The sequence below is a fragment of the Sphingobacteruim zhuxiongii genome (assembly GCF_009557615.1).
In the GTDB taxonomy this organism is placed as follows: Bacteria; Bacteroidota; Bacteroidia; order Sphingobacteriales; family Sphingobacteriaceae; genus Sphingobacterium; species Sphingobacterium zhuxiongii.
The window spans coordinates 908993-925341 of record NZ_CP045652.1; the positions used below are offsets into that span (position 1 = coordinate 908993).

At 38.0% G+C, this 16349-nt stretch carries 18 protein-coding genes; 7 read left to right on the forward strand and 11 right to left on the reverse strand.

What is annotated here, in order from left to right:
• Positions 1 to 34 precede the first annotated feature (34 nt).
• The 5 genes from GFH32_RS03990 (at position 35) to GFH32_RS04010 (ending at position 2982) form a co-directional block, all read left to right on the forward strand.
• A complete protein-coding gene (locus GFH32_RS03990) occupies positions 35 to 529 on the forward strand; it encodes a DinB family protein (RefSeq protein WP_153509844.1) in 495 nt (164 codons plus the stop codon).
• A 238-nt stretch (positions 530 to 767) separates the two neighbouring features.
• The gene (locus GFH32_RS03995) at positions 768 to 1283 is read left to right on the forward strand and encodes an RNA polymerase sigma factor (protein WP_153509845.1); all 516 of its coding nucleotides are present in this window, start codon (positions 768 to 770) and stop codon (positions 1281 to 1283) included.
• Positions 1249 to 1920, forward strand: coding sequence for a hypothetical protein (locus tag GFH32_RS04000; protein WP_153509846.1), 672 nt, complete (start codon positions 1249 to 1251; stop codon positions 1918 to 1920). The genes GFH32_RS03995 and GFH32_RS04000 overlap by 35 nt, the downstream gene beginning before the upstream one ends.
• A gap of 12 nt (positions 1921 to 1932) precedes the next feature.
• Positions 1933 to 2406 (forward strand): DUF4252 domain-containing protein, encoded by a 474-nt coding sequence (locus tag GFH32_RS04005; RefSeq protein WP_153509847.1) that lies wholly within the window; start codon positions 1933 to 1935, stop codon positions 2404 to 2406.
• Between the two features lie 12 nt (positions 2407 to 2418).
• Positions 2419 to 2982 carry a DUF4252 domain-containing protein gene (locus GFH32_RS04010; protein ID WP_153509848.1) on the forward strand — a complete coding sequence of 188 codons (564 nt, stop codon included), beginning with the start codon at positions 2419 to 2421 and terminating at the stop codon, positions 2980 to 2982.
• 243 nt (positions 2983 to 3225) lie between these two features.
• On the opposite strand, the gene sucD is transcribed toward GFH32_RS04010, so the two are convergent.
• Together sucD and GFH32_RS04020 are read right to left on the reverse strand one after the other, a co-directional pair.
• Positions 3226 to 4098 carry a succinate--CoA ligase subunit alpha gene (gene sucD, locus GFH32_RS04015; protein ID WP_153509849.1) on the reverse strand — a complete coding sequence of 291 codons (873 nt, stop codon included), beginning with the start codon at positions 4096 to 4098 and terminating at the stop codon, positions 3226 to 3228.
• A gap of 73 nt (positions 4099 to 4171) precedes the next feature.
• The gene (locus GFH32_RS04020) at positions 4172 to 4711 is read right to left on the reverse strand and encodes an RNA methyltransferase (RefSeq protein ID WP_153509850.1); all 540 of its coding nucleotides are present in this window, start codon (positions 4709 to 4711) and stop codon (positions 4172 to 4174) included.
• A 118-nt stretch (positions 4712 to 4829) separates the two neighbouring features.
• Here GFH32_RS04020 and rpsT point away from each other — a divergent pair, with 118 nt between their 5' ends.
• Complete coding sequence (gene rpsT, locus GFH32_RS04025; protein WP_153509851.1) at positions 4830 to 5084, forward strand: 30S ribosomal protein S20; 255 nt, start codon at positions 4830 to 4832, stop codon at positions 5082 to 5084.
• Positions 5085 to 5291: 207 nt separating this feature from the next.
• Here the strand turns inward: rpsT and GFH32_RS04030 are convergent, their stop codons facing one another.
• Both GFH32_RS04030 and GFH32_RS04035 read right to left on the reverse strand, forming a co-directional pair.
• Positions 5292 to 6149 carry a 3-keto-disaccharide hydrolase gene (locus tag GFH32_RS04030; protein ID WP_153509852.1) on the reverse strand — a complete coding sequence of 286 codons (858 nt, stop codon included), beginning with the start codon at positions 6147 to 6149 and terminating at the stop codon, positions 5292 to 5294.
• Positions 6150 to 6161: 12 nt separating this feature from the next.
• Complete coding sequence (locus tag GFH32_RS04035; protein WP_228384210.1) at positions 6162 to 6944, reverse strand: helix-turn-helix transcriptional regulator; 783 nt, start codon at positions 6942 to 6944, stop codon at positions 6162 to 6164.
• Positions 6945 to 7334: 390 nt separating this feature from the next.
• Between GFH32_RS04035 and GFH32_RS04040 the strand changes: the two genes are divergently transcribed.
• On the forward strand, positions 7335 to 8825 hold the full coding sequence (locus tag GFH32_RS04040; protein WP_153509854.1) for a succinate CoA transferase: 1491 nt from the start codon (positions 7335 to 7337) through the stop codon (positions 8823 to 8825).
• 63 nt (positions 8826 to 8888) lie between these two features.
• Here the strand turns inward: GFH32_RS04040 and gldG are convergent, their stop codons facing one another.
• The 7 genes from gldG to GFH32_RS04075 all read right to left on the reverse strand — a co-directional run bounded on the left by gldG (position 8889) and on the right by GFH32_RS04075 (position 16165).
• Positions 8889 to 11294, reverse strand: a complete 2406-nt coding sequence (gene gldG / locus GFH32_RS04045; RefSeq protein ID WP_153509855.1) for a gliding motility-associated ABC transporter substrate-binding protein GldG — start codon at positions 11292 to 11294, stop codon at positions 8889 to 8891.
• Positions 11295 to 11433: 139 nt separating this feature from the next.
• The gene (locus GFH32_RS04050; RefSeq protein WP_153509856.1) at positions 11434 to 12015 is read right to left on the reverse strand and encodes a hypothetical protein; all 582 of its coding nucleotides are present in this window, start codon (positions 12013 to 12015) and stop codon (positions 11434 to 11436) included.
• A gap of 217 nt (positions 12016 to 12232) precedes the next feature.
• Positions 12233 to 12940 (reverse strand): ATP-binding cassette domain-containing protein, encoded by a 708-nt coding sequence (locus GFH32_RS04055; RefSeq protein WP_153509857.1) that lies wholly within the window; start codon positions 12938 to 12940, stop codon positions 12233 to 12235.
• 1 nt (position 12941) lies between these two features.
• Positions 12942 to 13898 carry a glycerophosphodiester phosphodiesterase family protein gene (locus tag GFH32_RS04060; RefSeq protein ID WP_228384211.1) on the reverse strand — a complete coding sequence of 319 codons (957 nt, stop codon included), beginning with the start codon at positions 13896 to 13898 and terminating at the stop codon, positions 12942 to 12944.
• The gene (locus GFH32_RS04065) at positions 13885 to 14412 is read right to left on the reverse strand and encodes a shikimate kinase (protein ID WP_153509859.1); all 528 of its coding nucleotides are present in this window, start codon (positions 14410 to 14412) and stop codon (positions 13885 to 13887) included. Before GFH32_RS04065 ends, GFH32_RS04060 begins: the two co-directional genes overlap by 14 nt.
• A complete protein-coding gene (locus tag GFH32_RS04070; protein ID WP_153509860.1) occupies positions 14412 to 15617 on the reverse strand; it encodes a BT_3928 family protein in 1206 nt (401 codons plus the stop codon). Before GFH32_RS04070 ends, GFH32_RS04065 begins: the two co-directional genes overlap by 1 nt.
• Positions 15617 to 16165 carry a DUF1599 domain-containing protein gene (locus tag GFH32_RS04075; RefSeq protein ID WP_153509861.1) on the reverse strand — a complete coding sequence of 183 codons (549 nt, stop codon included), beginning with the start codon at positions 16163 to 16165 and terminating at the stop codon, positions 15617 to 15619. Before GFH32_RS04075 ends, GFH32_RS04070 begins: the two co-directional genes overlap by 1 nt.
• Positions 16166 to 16349 lie beyond the last annotated feature (184 nt).

Here is a 16349-nt window from a genome sequence, read left to right on the forward strand (position 1 = left end):
TTGTTTAATTTCGAGGAAAATAAAAACATATTTTATGAGTATTAAAGATGGATTTTTAGTAGAAATCGAACGCGAAACCAATAATACGCGTCGCATTATCGATCGATTGAAAGATGAGGACTTAAGCTACAAACCACATGAAAAGTCTATGTCTTTAGGCGAACTAATTGGACATGTAGTAGAACTACACAACTGGGTTGGTGCCGCACTTATTAAAAATGATTTTAATCTTCAAACAGATTATCAACCGCTTAAACCAACTAGTGTTGCAGAGTTGAGAAAAGCGTTGGATGAAGGTTATAGAACGAATGAAGAAGTGATAAGTAACTTTCCAGAAGATGAATGGTTCAAAAAATGGACTATGCGTTATGGTGATCACGTAATTAGTGAGATGCATAAACTAGCAGTGCTGAGGTTCGTTATACATAATCATTTAATACACCATCGTGGACAAGCAACCGTATATCTCCGATTATTGGATATTCCAGTTCCTGGATTGTACGGGCCTTCCGCCGATGAACGACAATAAGAGAAAGAGGCTATCAGGATTTGGTAGCCTCTTTTGTTTTCAGAAATACCTAGAAAATCTTTAGTTACAACAGAGCCAGAAATAATCATTCTGGAATTAAATAATCGTATTTCTTTCTTTGAATAATGAAATTAACATGCTGTTGCGCAGTGTGTTGTGTTTTATTCGATTTTTTTTTCATTTTTCATGTAATGAAATGCCCCTTCATCCTGTCTTGTATATAAACGCAACAGAAATTATGAATCAAGAAACCTTTAAAACCACAGTTTTTGTCCTTAAGGATAAGCTGTATCGCTTTGCGAACAGGTTTTTAGAGCAGGAGGAAGATGCGTTTGATTTGGTGCAGGAGTTAATGATGAAACTTTGGGAGAAGCGATTGGAGTTGAGTCATGTGCAAAATATGGAAGCTTTTGCAATGAGTATGTTGAGGAATATGGCATACAATAAAATTGATAAAGCGGGAAGGCATGCAAAGTATTTACAAGAGGTGCCGAATGATATACAATCGGAACGTTATCCGGCCTTGACACAAGAGTTGATCCTGAAGTATATCGATGCATTGCCAGAGAAACAACGTATGGTAATGTATTTGAGAGATGTCGAAGAGTATGAAATAAAGGATATTTCAAGTCTTTGTGAAATAGATGAAAATGCGGTTCGTGTTAATTTGTCTCGAGCGAGACAGGCCGTACGAGCGAGCTTAACAAAAATATTCGAATATGAAGCGAGAAGAATTGGATCGATTAAGGGCTAAGTACCTGCAAGGAGAGTCTACCTTGGAAGAAGAGCGCTTATTGAAAGAGAACAGCGATGATGCTTTCTTTGGGAGCTTGAAGAAGCCTACACAGGAAATGGATTGGGACTTTGATTCCTTTATGAATAGTACTGCAGAATCGAAAGTGACGGAAGAACGTAAAGTATTTTCTTTGCCGAGACGCATCATTATGCTAACAAGCATTGCCGCCTCATTACTGATTGCCTTCTTCATCTTTCGAAAACAAGACTCAGCATCATTGAACAACACAGATAGTCAATTTGTAGCACATAAGTCTGTTGATTCAATCAATGAAGTGGTAGAATATGAAGCTCCAAAAGAGGCGATAGAGAAAGTAGAACGGAAGACTTCGTTGTCGCAAAGCAAGTTAATTGCTTCAGTAAACCGATCTCCGGGAGTAAGTAAAAAGTCCAGCAAGAATGCTGTTTCAAGAAAAAGTGAAAGTATTTCACCGGCGTCAGAGGAGTTGCTCTATGTAGAGGTAAATGGGGTTAGGATTTACGATGAGGACGAAGCTATCGAGATTACGCAAACTGCTCTGAATTTGGCTACAAATAATTTGAAGCGAGGAATTGCTGGTGTAGAGAGAATCAAACATTTGAATATAGAAATCTAAAGAAAAGAAAATATGAAAACGATCATGCTAATTTGTGCACTACTTTTTGCAAGTATGGCTCAAGCTCAAATTTCGAAACTCGACGAGATTTTCGAACAGTACAAAGAACAAAAAGGCGTTACAAGTATCAAAATTGGCAAACCCATGTTTAAAATGTTGGGTAAGATGAATATCGATGATGCAGATTTAGAGACAATTAGACCATTGCTAAGTAAAATCAACTCGATAAAGATGTTAATAGTCGAAGGTGGAGATCAAAAAATGAAATCGTCGGTTACTTTAGCAGTGGATAAGCTGAACTATGAAGAATTGATGGTGATTAATTCAGATGGGAATAAGATTAGATTCTTAGCTAAATCCGTAGAGGGCGACTTATTGAATAATCTTCTTCTAAGCATTGTTTCTGATGAGGATACCATATTTATGATCTTGGATGGGGCTATGAAATATGATGATATCAATAATTTAGTGAGTACTAACAATTAAAAAACCAATAAGATGAGAAGAGTTATAGGATTTATCGTCGCCATTTGCATAGGCTTAAGCTTACAAAGCTGTTTTGTTAAAACGCGTCCGAATATGGCGTTTGTAAATAAGGGTGATATTAGCAATGACGCAGAAGTTGTTTCAGTGAAGGTGCCTTGTATTTTGATGCGTACTTTCATTATGGGCGAGTTGAGAGAATTGAAAGAAGAGGATCCTATGTTAGCACTTGCTCTGAAAAAAATCAAGGGAATAAAACTGATGACGATAGAAGGGGATAAGGGGAATCGTATACACGAGCGCTTTAACAAATATCTGGATGAAGAGAAGTTTGAAGAACTCATGAGTATATATAGCGATGGTGCGAAAGTGAGCATCAATACACAAATCAAAGGCAATCGCGTAAAGAAAGTATTGTTAGGTGTAATCGAAGGTGATGAGAAAGTTTTTATTGAGCTTAAATCGAATCTAAATTTAGACGAGTTAAATCAATTAGTCGATCATTACGAAAACACAAAATCTAAAGAGAAGAAAAAGAAAAGCAACTCCGATTCGGAGGAATTGGCGCTCGCCAAATAATTGTTGTTTCAATGTTTAGTTTAGTCAAAGTCGCTCTCTAAAGCGACTTTTTTCGTTTCTACCATTGTTCTAAGTGTCGCTGGGAATGTTAATAAATGCGATAGTCATCGTTACGCATCTCTGAACTTATCTCGCGCTAACCCATGTTTTAGAATATTGAATAGACTTCTTATGAAAATAATGGGCACAAAAAAAGGAATAATCAATCCGATTACTCCTCTTATATTCTTAAGCTTTTAAGAACTATTTTGCTAATTCTTCAGCGATTGCTTTTCCGATTTCAGCAGGTGATTCTACTACACGAATACCACACTCACGCATGATTTGCATTTTCGCAGCAGCAGTATCATCAGCTCCACCAACGATAGCTCCAGCGTGACCCATACGACGTCCCGGAGGCGCTGTTTGTCCAGCGATAAAGCCAACTACTGGTTTAGTTCCGTTTTCTTTAATCCAACGAGCAGCTTCAGCTTCCATACCACCACCGATCTCACCAATCATGATGATACCTTCAGTTTCTGGATCGTTCATTAATAATTCAACTGCTTCTTTAGTTGTTGTTCCGATAATTGGGTCACCACCAATACCGATTGCTGTTGTAATACCTAGACCCGCTTTCACTGTTTGATCTACAGCTTCATAAGTTAATGTTCCTGATTTAGAAACAACACCAACTTTACCTTTTTTGAAGATAAAGCCTGGCATGATACCAATTTTCGCTTCTTCAGCTGTGATGATACCAGGACAGTTAGGTCCGATTAAACGAGAGTTTTTGTCGCTCAAGTAAGATTTTACTTGAATCATATCTTTAGTAGGGATACCTTCAGTGATACATACGATTAATGCGATTCCTGCCGCAGCAGCTTCCATAATCGCGTCAGCAGCAAATGCTGGTGGAACAAAAATAATAGATACATTGGCACCAGTTGCATCAACTGCGTGTTGTACCGTGTTGAATACCGGACGGTCTAGGTGAGATTGACCACCTTTTCCTGGCGTAACACCACCAACTACATTCGTACCGTACTCAATCATTTGAGATGCATGATAAGTACCCTCGTTACCAGTGAAACCCTGAACGATTACTTTAGAATCTTTATTTACTAATACACTCATTTTGTCTTATTTTTTGCAACGCAAATCTACTATTTTGAACTGACTTCTAAAAATCAAGAAGCTATCTATTTTGCTATTTCTTAATAAATTTCAGTTTATTAACTAAATCCCATAGCACAATTCCTATCGTTACAGAAACATTGAACGAGTGTTTAGTGCCAAATTGTGGGATTTCAATACAACCATCCGATGCTTTTACAACATCTTCCTCGACGCCATGTACTTCATTGCCAAAAACAATAGCAATTTTTTCATCTAAAGCCGGTTGGAATGAATCTAGGGAGATAGAGTTGTCTACTTGTTCGATTGAGTAGACTTTATAGCCTGCTGACTGCAATGTTTTCACTGCGTCGAGGGTTTCCTTGTGATGTTCCCAAATAACCGATTGTGTGGCTCCTAATGCTGTTTTTTCAATTTCACGATGCGGGGGCGTTCCTGTAATTCCACAAAGCAGAATTTTTTCAACAGCGAAAGCATCGGCTGTTCTAAACGCTGAACCTACGTTATGCATACTGCGAACATTGTCTAAAACGATCACCAATGGGTTTTTCTCTTGATTCTTAAACGTTTCTACATCAACTCGATTGAGCTGATCCATGGATAATTTTTGCATATACAAAGATAAGGATTTGGAAAACTTTAAAAATGATTTTGAATATTAGTTTTTAGATGTTATTTTTGCAGTCCGAAATTAAATATAAAAAGATAAAAAAATTATATAGCTAAGAGAAATGGCAAATCATAAATCAGCGATCAAAAGAATTAGAGCAAACGCTGCGAAGCGTCTAAGAAACCGTTACCAAGCGAAAACTACGCGTAACGCGATCAAAAAATTACGTCTTACAACGACTGCAGAAGAAGCTAAAGAATTATATCCACGCGTGGTTTCTATGCTAGATCGTTTAGCAAAGAAAAATGTAATTCACAAGAAAAAAGCAAACAACAATAAATCTAAATTAGCGAAATTCGTTAATAAGTTAGGTTAATTCAAAGCTTTTTCCTAAAAGAAATATAGGGATGTGAGAACATCCCTTTTCTTGTTTGGGGGGGAAGTGAGGCTAGCTTTTTGTAGCGACAAATAGTTTTACTAGTTTGTTAAACAGGTATGGCGTTAAACGCTTTTCTGTATTCATCAATCTGGATACAGAAAAGCGCTTAACGCCATATTAATTATCGAAAAGCTAATCTCTCGTTTATTTTGCTAGTGCTGCTTTTACCGCTGCATCTAACTTTTCAGGGTTTCCTTTATAGCTACTTAAATCATAAAGTTCTACCTTTCTGAAGTCAATCGGGTGGCTTTCACTCTGTAGGTAGATGAATCCACCATCAAGTAATTTTCCATCAATTTTTTGTTTAGGGTCGAAATTCTCTACATTTCCCCCTCCAATTTGTGGCTTATTGTAAGATAATACAACTTGACCATCTAATACATGTTGTATAAGCGAGTCGCCCAATACGACAAATTCAGCAGTAACCCATTGGTCACCATGGTACGTTTTAGATGTAGAACTTAAACAGTGCGGAGTAAAGAGTTTTTCCTTAATGACCACATTTGTGCCGGGCGTACATAGATTGGAGTTTGTTCGTTCATTCTTCGAATCTCCGCCCAGTAGCTGACCCTCAATTGAGATGGGGAAGTCTTGATCTTTCAACATTGTTTTGGGATCCTGTCCATGCAACATTGCACCGCTATTACGCCATGCCCATCCTTCTCCACCTTTTGTCTGTTCATCAACAAAACGATATTCTACGCGTAAGACATAGTAACTATACGGTTTATTGAATGCTAGATGGCCATATTGTTGATTAAAGGAGTCGTACCCACCATCATATCTTACTTTTAGTAAGCCGTCTTCAACACGGAAAGTATTGGCGAAGTTTTCTCCAACTTCATGTAGTCTAATTTTAGGCGTCCAATTTTTGATGTCTTTTCCATTAAACAATTGAATGGCTTTAGGAGCTTTCGCTACTTTGTTGCTTACTTGTGCATTGCTTCCACACGCACATAGCAGCCCCAATGCTAAGCTTAGGGATAGGGATCTTAACTTCATTTCTAATTTGGATTATAATAGTAAGTTTCTATTTTTTACATATTCGCTAGGTCTCACTCCAATCACCTTGTTAAAGGTGTTAGAGAAGGTAGGGAGGCTATTGTAACCCACCCGTAAAGCGACCTCATTGACACTAAGCTTCTCGTCAAGTAATAATTTGAGTGAAGTTAGCATGCGAAGAATCGTAAAATATTGGATGTACGACATGTTTAATTCTTTTTGGAAGAGTCTTGCAAGCGTACGTTCGCTAATGTCAAAATGTTCGGCTAAAGATTTAAAACTAATGTTCTCCGAGATATTTTGCTCTAGATAGTTGACAATCTGTTTTAGCTTGTCATTTTTTGGATAAGGTAATGCTAAGGGCAACTCAGTCGGAGAAATCTCAGGTAAAATAAGCTTAAAAGCCTTAGCTATTGAAAATTTGGGTTCTTCTTCCGGAAATATATTCCCATTCCAACGATTGGTAAACATGATGAGTTCGTTCAATAAGTCGCTAACTGGGTAGATATTGATCTTATCAAAAAACTCTGTGTCTGTTTCGAATGTTGGAAAATAAAGGTTTCGCATGACTACCTGTGGCCCACTTGGATGTATACTATGCTTGGTACCTGCAGGGATCCATATATAATGGCGTGCTGGAAGGAAGTATGATTTCTCAGGAGTTTTTAAGAATACGACACCACCTTCTGTATATAGAAATTGTCCTTTCTTGTGTGCATGCTCGGTAACGTGATGTTCACCCATTACGGCATGATGACAGTAGATACTTTGTTCAAAAGTGTCTACTTCTGTCATATAATATTTGTCGACATATTCTTTATGCATCCAGCAAAATGTATTTATGAGGTATAAATTTCAAGTTTTTTATTGATAAAAGCAAAAGCTTAGCTTTTGACGAGGGTAAATGTGAGTGGAAACCCACTGATTTTTATGATTTCTATCATGAAGATATGCCTAATTCCTTTGTATATTTACAACATTACACTTTTTTATTCAAAGTATCTATGAAAATAATGTATTGTCTATTAAGGTTTTAATGCTGTTTTTTCTATTCTAGTATCAAAGTTAGTGATTGGTTACTTTTTTTGTTGACCAAATAATTAACTGTCTATAATGGATAATTTTTAAATTAAAATATTGATTAATATTGCCACGCCTTGACAAAGGGCGCATAATTGTAAAGAAATGTTAGAAAGAATTCGTTTAGAAAGACTAAAAGAAAAAGTAACAACGGCTGAAGAGGCTGTAAAGCTGATTGAGGATGGCATGGTTGTCGGATCCAGTGGTTTTACAAAAGCTGGAGATAGTAAAGTCGTTCTTCCAGCATTGGCTGAACGAGCAAAAACAGAAAATATAAAAATTACCTTAATGACCGGAGCGTCATTAGGACATGGTACAGACGGAAAATTAGCGGAAGCTGGGGCTTTGAAGAAGCGTATGCCTTTTCAAGTTGATCCAGTGTTACGCAGCAAAATTAATTCCGGAGAGGTATTATTTATCGATCAACATTTAAGCGAAAGCGCTGAGCTGTTACATAACAAGAACCTACCCAATGTAGATATTGCAGTAATTGAAGTTGCCTATATAGATCGCGACGGCAGTATAGTACCGACGACTTCCGTAGGTAATTCAGTTACATTTGCAGCCTTAGCTAAGAAAGTGATATTGGAAGTGAATTCTTCAATTCCTGAGGATGTTTATGGTATTCACGATATCTACCAAGCTGAGGATTACCCACATCGTAATGTTATCCCAATTGTAGCACCATGGAATAAAATTGGACGCAAGACTATTCCTCTAAATCCAGATAAGGTTGCTGCAATCGTATTCACTGATAAGCATGATAGCCCAGCGGATATTGCGGAACCGGATGAAAAGACTTCCGCAATCGCTAAACATATCCTTGAGTTTTTTGAAGAAGAGGTACGTCTAGGACATTTAACTGATCGTTTACTACCAATCCAAGCAGGTATTGGAAAAGTAGCCAATGCCGTGTTAACTGGTTTCAAACATAGTAATTTCTATGATTTAACGATGTTCTCTGAAGTATTGCAGGACAGTACATTCGATTTGATTGATGCAGGTAAGTTGAGTTTTGCGTCGGCTTCTTCTGTAACGGTATCTGCGGAATGTTACGATCGTGTGTTTGGAAACCTACAGCGTTACAGAGATAAGTTTGTTTTGCGCCCACAAAATATATCAAATACACCAGGCTTAATCCGTCGTCTGGGAATTATTGCCATCAATACGGCGATAGAATTCGATATCTATGGAAACGTGAATTCGACCCATCTTGGTGGTACTAAGATTATGAATGGAATTGGCGGATCAGGTGACTTTGCTAGAAATGCGTACTTGAGTGTTTTCGTAACGCAGGCCGCTTCGAAGGAGAACAAGATCTCTCATATCCTTCCTATGGTGTCTCATACAGACCATACAGAGCACGATGTAGATATTTTAGTAACAGATATAGGTTTGGCAGATTTGAGAGGCTTAGCGCCTCGCGAACGCGCTCAAAAGATTATCGATAATTGTGTACATCCAGATTATAAAGAAGAACTTCAGTCTTATTTCGATCGCGCACGCGAAAGAGGAGGACATACGCCTCACTTGTTGGAGGAAGCTTTCAGCTGGCATATTCGTTTCAATGAAACGGGAAGCATGAAGAAAGCTTAAAGGATTAATTTTGTGTTTATTTTTTGCAAAGAGAGGCGGCTGAATCAGTCGCCTCTCTTTATTTTATGCTTTTGCATATTTTCTCTTACGCATCCATTGTTGGATTACCGCAAATAAGAAAAGAAGTATAATTGGAGCCGCGACATTGATAATTTGCCAAAATACTTTATCAGTCTTCACTTTAGCTTGATCAAGTAGTCGAAGTTTTACTTCTCTTGCACGTAGCGCAATAAGGCTTTCATCAAACAACATATAATCGACAAGATTATTTAACAAGGTTTTGTTCGCAAATTGCTGTTGAGTGTAACGATCCCATCCTAATGGAAATGGCGATTGATCTGCTTGATTTATTTGGTTAATTAACCAGTCTCCATCCGCCATTACGAACATTTTTGCCTCTTTTGAGACTGAACTCAATTCTTTTTTCTCTTGTATACCTTCAGGAGCTTGCCTATTCTCGTAGAGATACGGGAACTTCCCTTGTAACATCACCGCAACAGGCATTGGTTTTGATTTGAACTTTGTAGGATCGGGTTGCTCATCCAACATCTCTAATCCAATTTGATTTGGCGGGCTTATTAGTTTTGAAAAAGGAGAGGAAGTTAAGATAATTTCTTTTTTAATGTTTTTGCTCGCTACGGTATCAATTGTACTTATAAATTCAGTACGAATTCCGTCGAGGTTCTTAACTAAGCTCGATTGGCTTGTCGGGACGAGGATAGGAAAGAAATACCAAGGCGCTAGTTCAATTTGCGGCTGCCCCGAGATGTTGCCTACAGTCACGGGAATTTGACTACAGTTTAGATCGGCGATTAAATCGTAATTTATCCGAACTCCATACGTGAATAGTTGATCATCAAGATTTAATTGTCTAGTTACAAGAGGTTGGCTTCCAGATTTTCGAATATGGTCCAAGCTCGCGTCAATAGGATCTATTGCCCAAATAATGCGACCTCCATTTCTTACATAATAATCGATCTTATATTTTTCAGCTTCTGTAAATGCTTGTTGTGGCTTTGCAATAACCAATAAAGAAAGTTGATCTAGCGACTTGAAATTGGCGGTATTCAAATTAATGCGTCCAACTTGTCCACTTGCCATTAAAGATTGCATAGCATCGTATAGCTCGAGGTCGTTAGGCTCTCCATGTCCCTCGCTGAAAGCAATATATGGCGTTTCGCCACTGTTTAATTTCTTTAATGCACTCGTTACCGCGTACTCTAAATTCTGTACTGAGTTGTTTAGTACTTCTTCTGGTGCTGCTCCCATTTTTGTTTGCAGTAAATTAACCGCAATCTCATTTTCTCCATCGCCAACTATCGCCCAAGGAAATATTGCTTTTTGGGATAGACCACCTTCCGATTTTACATTCAAATTGGTAGGGTATAGCCCTCGCTGAATGAGCGCATTGCTAAAATCTTGGCGCTCCTTATCCGTCCCTTCTAGCGGATTAATCACGTTGAAGCTAAGCATACCATTGCTATAGGAGCGTAAGTTACTCAGTAGTTCTACAGCGCTATTTTTTAATCGGGAAAATCCATTAGGAAGATCCCCATCTAGGAAAATCGTAACTTGAATATGCTTCTTTACTTCTTTGACAGTGTTTTTACTTGTTTCACTAAGCGTAAAACGCTTATCGGCTGTAAAATCTAGACGACCCAATAAAGATGTTATAAAAGGTTGATTCACGATAAATGCGAAAACCAAAACACCTAAATATACGGTAAGCGTCTTTTTCGTAGGTGTATATTGTCGATTTAAATGACCAATGCTGAACAATAAAAAGATAGCACTTAAGGAAATAAAATAGATTAAATCTGCGCCAGTAAGTACACCTCTACTAATATTGAAATAGTGCTCTTGTATTCCGAATGATTTAATTTCATATACAAACGCGTATAAGGCTGAAAATCCACTAATCGCATCAAACGCATAATAGAAAAAGAAACAAACAAAGATTGCCAATAAGAAGGCTACAATCGGATTTTTACTAACGCTAGAACAGAATATGCTGATCGCTATAAAAGCGATACCTAGGAATAGCAATCCAATATAGGATCCGATAATTGCGCCGGTATCAATGTTGCCAATTGGGTTTGCAAGAAAGTAGAGACTTATCGGATAGATGATAGTCGGTAGAATCGCTAATATGAGAATTACTAAGGCTCCGAAGAATTTCCCCAAAATGAGTTGTCGAATGGATATTGGGCGACTTAATAGGAGATCATAGGTGCCATCTGCTTTTTCTCCAGCGATGCTGCGCATGCAGATTGCTGGAATAAGAAATAAGAATACGTAAGGAGCAAGATTGAAGAAGCTATCCAAATTGGCATAACCAGCGTCGAGTATTGCAGTGTCGGGGAATATCCAACATAATAAGCCTGTAATTAGCAGGAATAGGGCTATTGCCAGAAATCCTGTGTAGGCGTTAAAGTAATTTGCAATCTCTTTTTTTAGAATACTGTACAAAGGGTCTTTAATTTGGTCTCTAAAATAGAAAATTACACGTTGGTAACAAAAAAGTATTCCTCCTGAGCGGTAGATATCATCAAAAAACGCGAAAGAACTCTACATTCTTTCGCGTTTTATTGATTAAGATTTGACTAGACTAGCGTTTGCCAGGTAAGTAAATTTGAAAACCTACGGAAACACCAAGTCCTGATTGTTTGCTTGCAGCATCAATATTTGCCTTTGAATAGTTATATCCAAACATAGCCTCCAAGGCAACTGTTTGCGTGATAAAGTGTGCATAACCTACGTTTGCACCTAAATTTAAAGATACATCACTACCAGCGGACGAACCTCCGATACCAATATCACCTTGTCCGAAGAAACGTCCAGTTGCTGAAGCACCTCCAGGGAAGTAATAACGAACGAAAGGAGAAATACCGTATCCCCATTCATTGTCAGCATCTTTAATCGATTTAAACCCCAGGTTTGCTTGTGCACCAATAGCTAGACCATCAGTAACAAAGTACCCAGCGCGGGGATTAACATTAATATTGAATGATTTTCCTTCAAAGCTATAACCTAAACTTCCCACGGAACCACCAACCATCCAGTTACCTTTTTTTATAGGTGCCATACCGACATCTGCGGAGGTCTGTGGCGTGGTTTCAACTTGTACTTGCGCATTGCTGTATGCTAAACAGCCAACGGATAGGGCTAGGGTAAGTATTAAATTTTTCATATGCTAAATTGTTTATATCTACTGAACAGATTAATTAACAAAATGTTTAAGGATTTGTTAAGAAACAACAAAAGTAGATTTCGAATTTAGATGTTGTATAAGGAGAAAGTCTTTTAATTTATTAGGTTAATTATCCAAAATACGCTGAAAAGTAACTTGTCTCAGCAGGATACTATGAACTATTTTATAGAGAAATAGTAGCTTAATTCTTACAGGCCTAAGAGGTGTGCTGTACGAAAATGTCTTCCATCGATTGTCCAGGAAAGCGTTCGGAGAGTTGTGATTTCTCAATTTGCATTTTCAGTTGCCCTTTGTTAATAATAATTATTTCATCACAAATTGCTTCTACTTCCTGCATAATGTGCGTAGAAAGTAAAACGGTTTTTTCCTTGCCCAATTCTTTGATTAGACTACGTATTTCGATGATTTGATTAGGGTCAAGTCCAGTAGTCGGCTCATCCAGAATGAGAACCTCAGGATTATGAATAATGGCAATTGCTAATCCGACGCGTTGTTTATAACCTTTTGATAGTTGATGTATTTTCTTATGCTGTTCCGCTCTTAATCCGGTCAGTTCGATCACCTCAGCGATACGTTGCTTTTTATTCTCCAATTGATGTAAGTTGGCCTCAAAAGTCAATGCCTCTAATACATACATTTCTAAATAAAGTGGATTGTTTTCTGGAAGGTAGCCAATTCGCTTCTTAAGGGCTAAGGCTTGATGAGAAACTTCCATACCTAAAACTTTTACCTGACCTTCGTCAAAAGCGAGAATGCCAGTCAAAATTTTCATACAAGTGGATTTCCCAGCACCATTTGGTCCAAGGAATCCTATAATTTTATGCGTTCCGGTACGGAAACTAATATGATCTACGGCCTTTTGCTTGCCATATACTTTTGTCAGATTATTCACCTCAATCGCCATACTATTGGATATACTTGGAACGGATATTTCGTTTTTTTATGTAAAAGTCAAGTGCTTTAGCAGCTTCAAAAGGGCGGTCGGTCGAAAGGATATCTGCGCCTCGATTAATATACTCTGCATACACTTGATAACCCGCCTTCGCGGCTGAACGATCTAAGTTGCCAATGGTACCTAAAATCGACTTAATACCATGCAAACGAAGTGCGCTGTACAAAGAAGAGTCTGGTTCGCTTGTCCCGACAAAGGCAACAAGCTTATTGTCTGGGATATCTAAATTACTCAATCGAGTCAAATCATCTGGTTTCTTGATTGAAGCCGAGATCATCAAATCAGGTGCTAATTTGTTAACCACTGCCGCTTGATTTGCGGAGTAGGTGATGATAATAGTATTTGTTTCTGTCTGCGTTTTATGGATTAGGTCGACAACCATTGCATAGGGGACTTCTTTCTTTACATCTAAAGTGTAGATGACAGCATTTTTTCCCCATAGTAAGGCTTGCTCTAATGTTGGGATTCCATAACGCGTAATCTTTCCTTCGGAGTCTTTTAATTTATATTCTTCAAGCTCCGCATAAGTTTTATTGATTACTTTACCTTTTCCAGTTGTTGTGCGGTTCAAGGTTTCATCATGCATTAAAACCAGTACTGAATCTTTGGTAATACGAACATCGCACTCAATAATTGCCGGCATTTCTTTCGCTATTTTGGCAAACGATGCGATGCTGTTTTCAGGATAACCTGGAAAGCCACCACCACGGTGTGCACTAACGAGCGGATAAGATCCCTCTGCGAACGTTAGGAAATCGTAAAACTCCTCAACGGTTTTGATATTAAAACGAGGAGAAACTTTCGGATACATCTCCACACTATCGGGCGAGGAACCACGAAAACAACTTGTTGCACCTAGAAAGATTAGGGCAATTAAACCGAAGTATATCCTCATTTTAGTTCGCATCATCGTTTTGATAGTCTTCTATAATTTCAACTAATTTTTCTAAAGGGGTATTTATTTGGTCTACATGAATGTGCGCTCTATCGTAAAATGGAGCTCTCTCATTGAGTTTCTCTTCAATGAAGCTAAGTAGCTCCTCTCCAGAGAATCCTTTCAATGCAGGGCGCTTATTTACGTCAGATTGGCTTAGTCGATTCCACAAAGACTTTGGGCTATGCTTCAAATATAGAACTGTTCCATGATCTATTAACCATTGCATATTATCGAAATAGCAAGGAGTCCCGCCACCGGTTGAAATAATGCCTGTGCGTTCCGCTTGGTCTAGCATCACTTCGCGTTCAATTTTTCGAAACCCTTCATCTCCATGTAAACTGAAGTATTCAGGAATACTCATGCCGATCTTTTCAACAATCTCATGATCCATATCAATAAATGGGATCTCTAATGCGTTAGCAAGTTTCTTTCCCCAGGTTGTCTTTCCACTACCCATGAAGCCAATTAGAAATATCGGTTTACCCATTATTGTATTTTATCAAAGTAGTTTTTGACTAATTCTTCTTTCGAAGGGAAATTATATTGAGACCATTTTTTTATCACTACACCGTTCAACATCAACATCACACCAGGGTTAGATCTTACCATACTTTTCAGGGGAACAGCATCGACATAAAACGTCTCCAACACTAAGTCCATCTGATCATTCAAATAATTTACGTCTTCCGAAGAAGATGCAGTAGCTAGTATAGCGCGAATATTATAGTCTTCCGATAATTCACGAATTGTTGTGTTAATTTTATCCAGTGCTTTAAAATCAAAAGGAGAGAGCTGAGTTAAATCTTTGCTGACAACAATGAAATTATAGTAAGGATTGCTAATCACCTCATCTGTGCGGTCAGTACCCTCCATATCTGTAATGATTAAATCTGGAATAGGTAATTCAAAACCTTTTTTGATAAGTTTGCTTTCTGGGTCTCCAATGACTTCTAAGTTTTCATCTTCCCATAGCTTATCGCCTAAATATTCTTTGTCAGTGACTTTTTTAATCTCGCCTGTTGTTTTATTCTTTAATTGGTAGATATGTTCATAAACATCTGGCTCAGCACCTTCTGGGATCTTGCGTAATTCTACAATGTTATTACCCTCTTTATATGGCAAGAAGTCAATGAATGGAAGGAAATACAAGGTGTAAATACCTATCCCAAAAGAGCCAATGATAATAAATAGCGTCAACAAATTTCTTGTGAATAAGCTCGCAATAAAAGGTTTGATGCGGTCTCTAAAGATGAAAATAGGGATAATTAGTGCCAGTAAGACTAAGTCCTTTAAGAATGACTGCCAAGGCGTCAATGGGATAGCATCTCCAAAACAACCACATGACTTTACGACTTCAAAAAAAGCAGAATAGAAGGTTAAGAATGTGAAGAAGATGATTAAAAGTAATAAACCCCAAGCAACTTTCTTGGCTGCAATACCCAATATGAGAAGTGCCCCAAGTATAATTTCTAACGCACAAAGGAAAATCGCTATCCAATGTGCATAGTCATTTAGAAAATTGAGTCCAAAGACATGGAAATACTCTTGAAGTTTATAGCCAAATCCTAAAGGATCATTGGCTTTTATTAATCCGGAGAAAATAAATAAGACCCCGACAATTAGCCTAGGTATCCAGAGCCATAAATGTGGTTTTTCTTTTTTTTGCGTGCCGAAAGTGCCTGTATATGTCATTATGCTGCTTTTTCTGCTAAACCTAATTTAATTAATGCAAAGACTGCATAGTTTAGCATATCTTGGTAATTAGCGTTCAAACCTTCGGATACGAGGGTCGCGCCATTGTTGTCTTCAATTTGTTTCACACGATGTAATTTTGTCAAGATCATATCGGTTAACGAAGAAATACGCATGTCGCGCCATGCCTCCCCGTAATCATGATTCTTAGCTAGCATTAAATCACGTGTCTCGTTCACTTTCTCAGAATACTTTGCTTCGACCAAAGAGGCATCTAAGTTTTCGTCTCCCTCTTCGCCAAGCTCTAATTGCATCATTGCGATGACGCAATAATTGACTATTCCAATATATTCATCGATAACACCCTCACCAACTTTAGAAACCTTCTTGACCTCGAGCGTACGGATACGTTGTGCTTTGATATAAAGCTGATCGGTAATCGATGTTAAACGCATAATACGCCAGGCTGTTCCATAATCTTTTGTCTTTTTGATAAATAAATCTTGACATTGAGCTATGACGCAGTTGTATTCAGATATGGTATCCATAGAAATTTTCGTTCGTTTTGATGCTATTTTTCACAAATATAACGAGAAATAACTAGACCTAATGGTCAGTTTAGTGTACATTTTTCCCTTTCGTAGCGATTTTATTCACTTTTCCACTACCTTTGAATTATGCCGCTGCGACAAATTAAACGTCAGGACTACCTAAACCTAGTCTTGTCCGCAG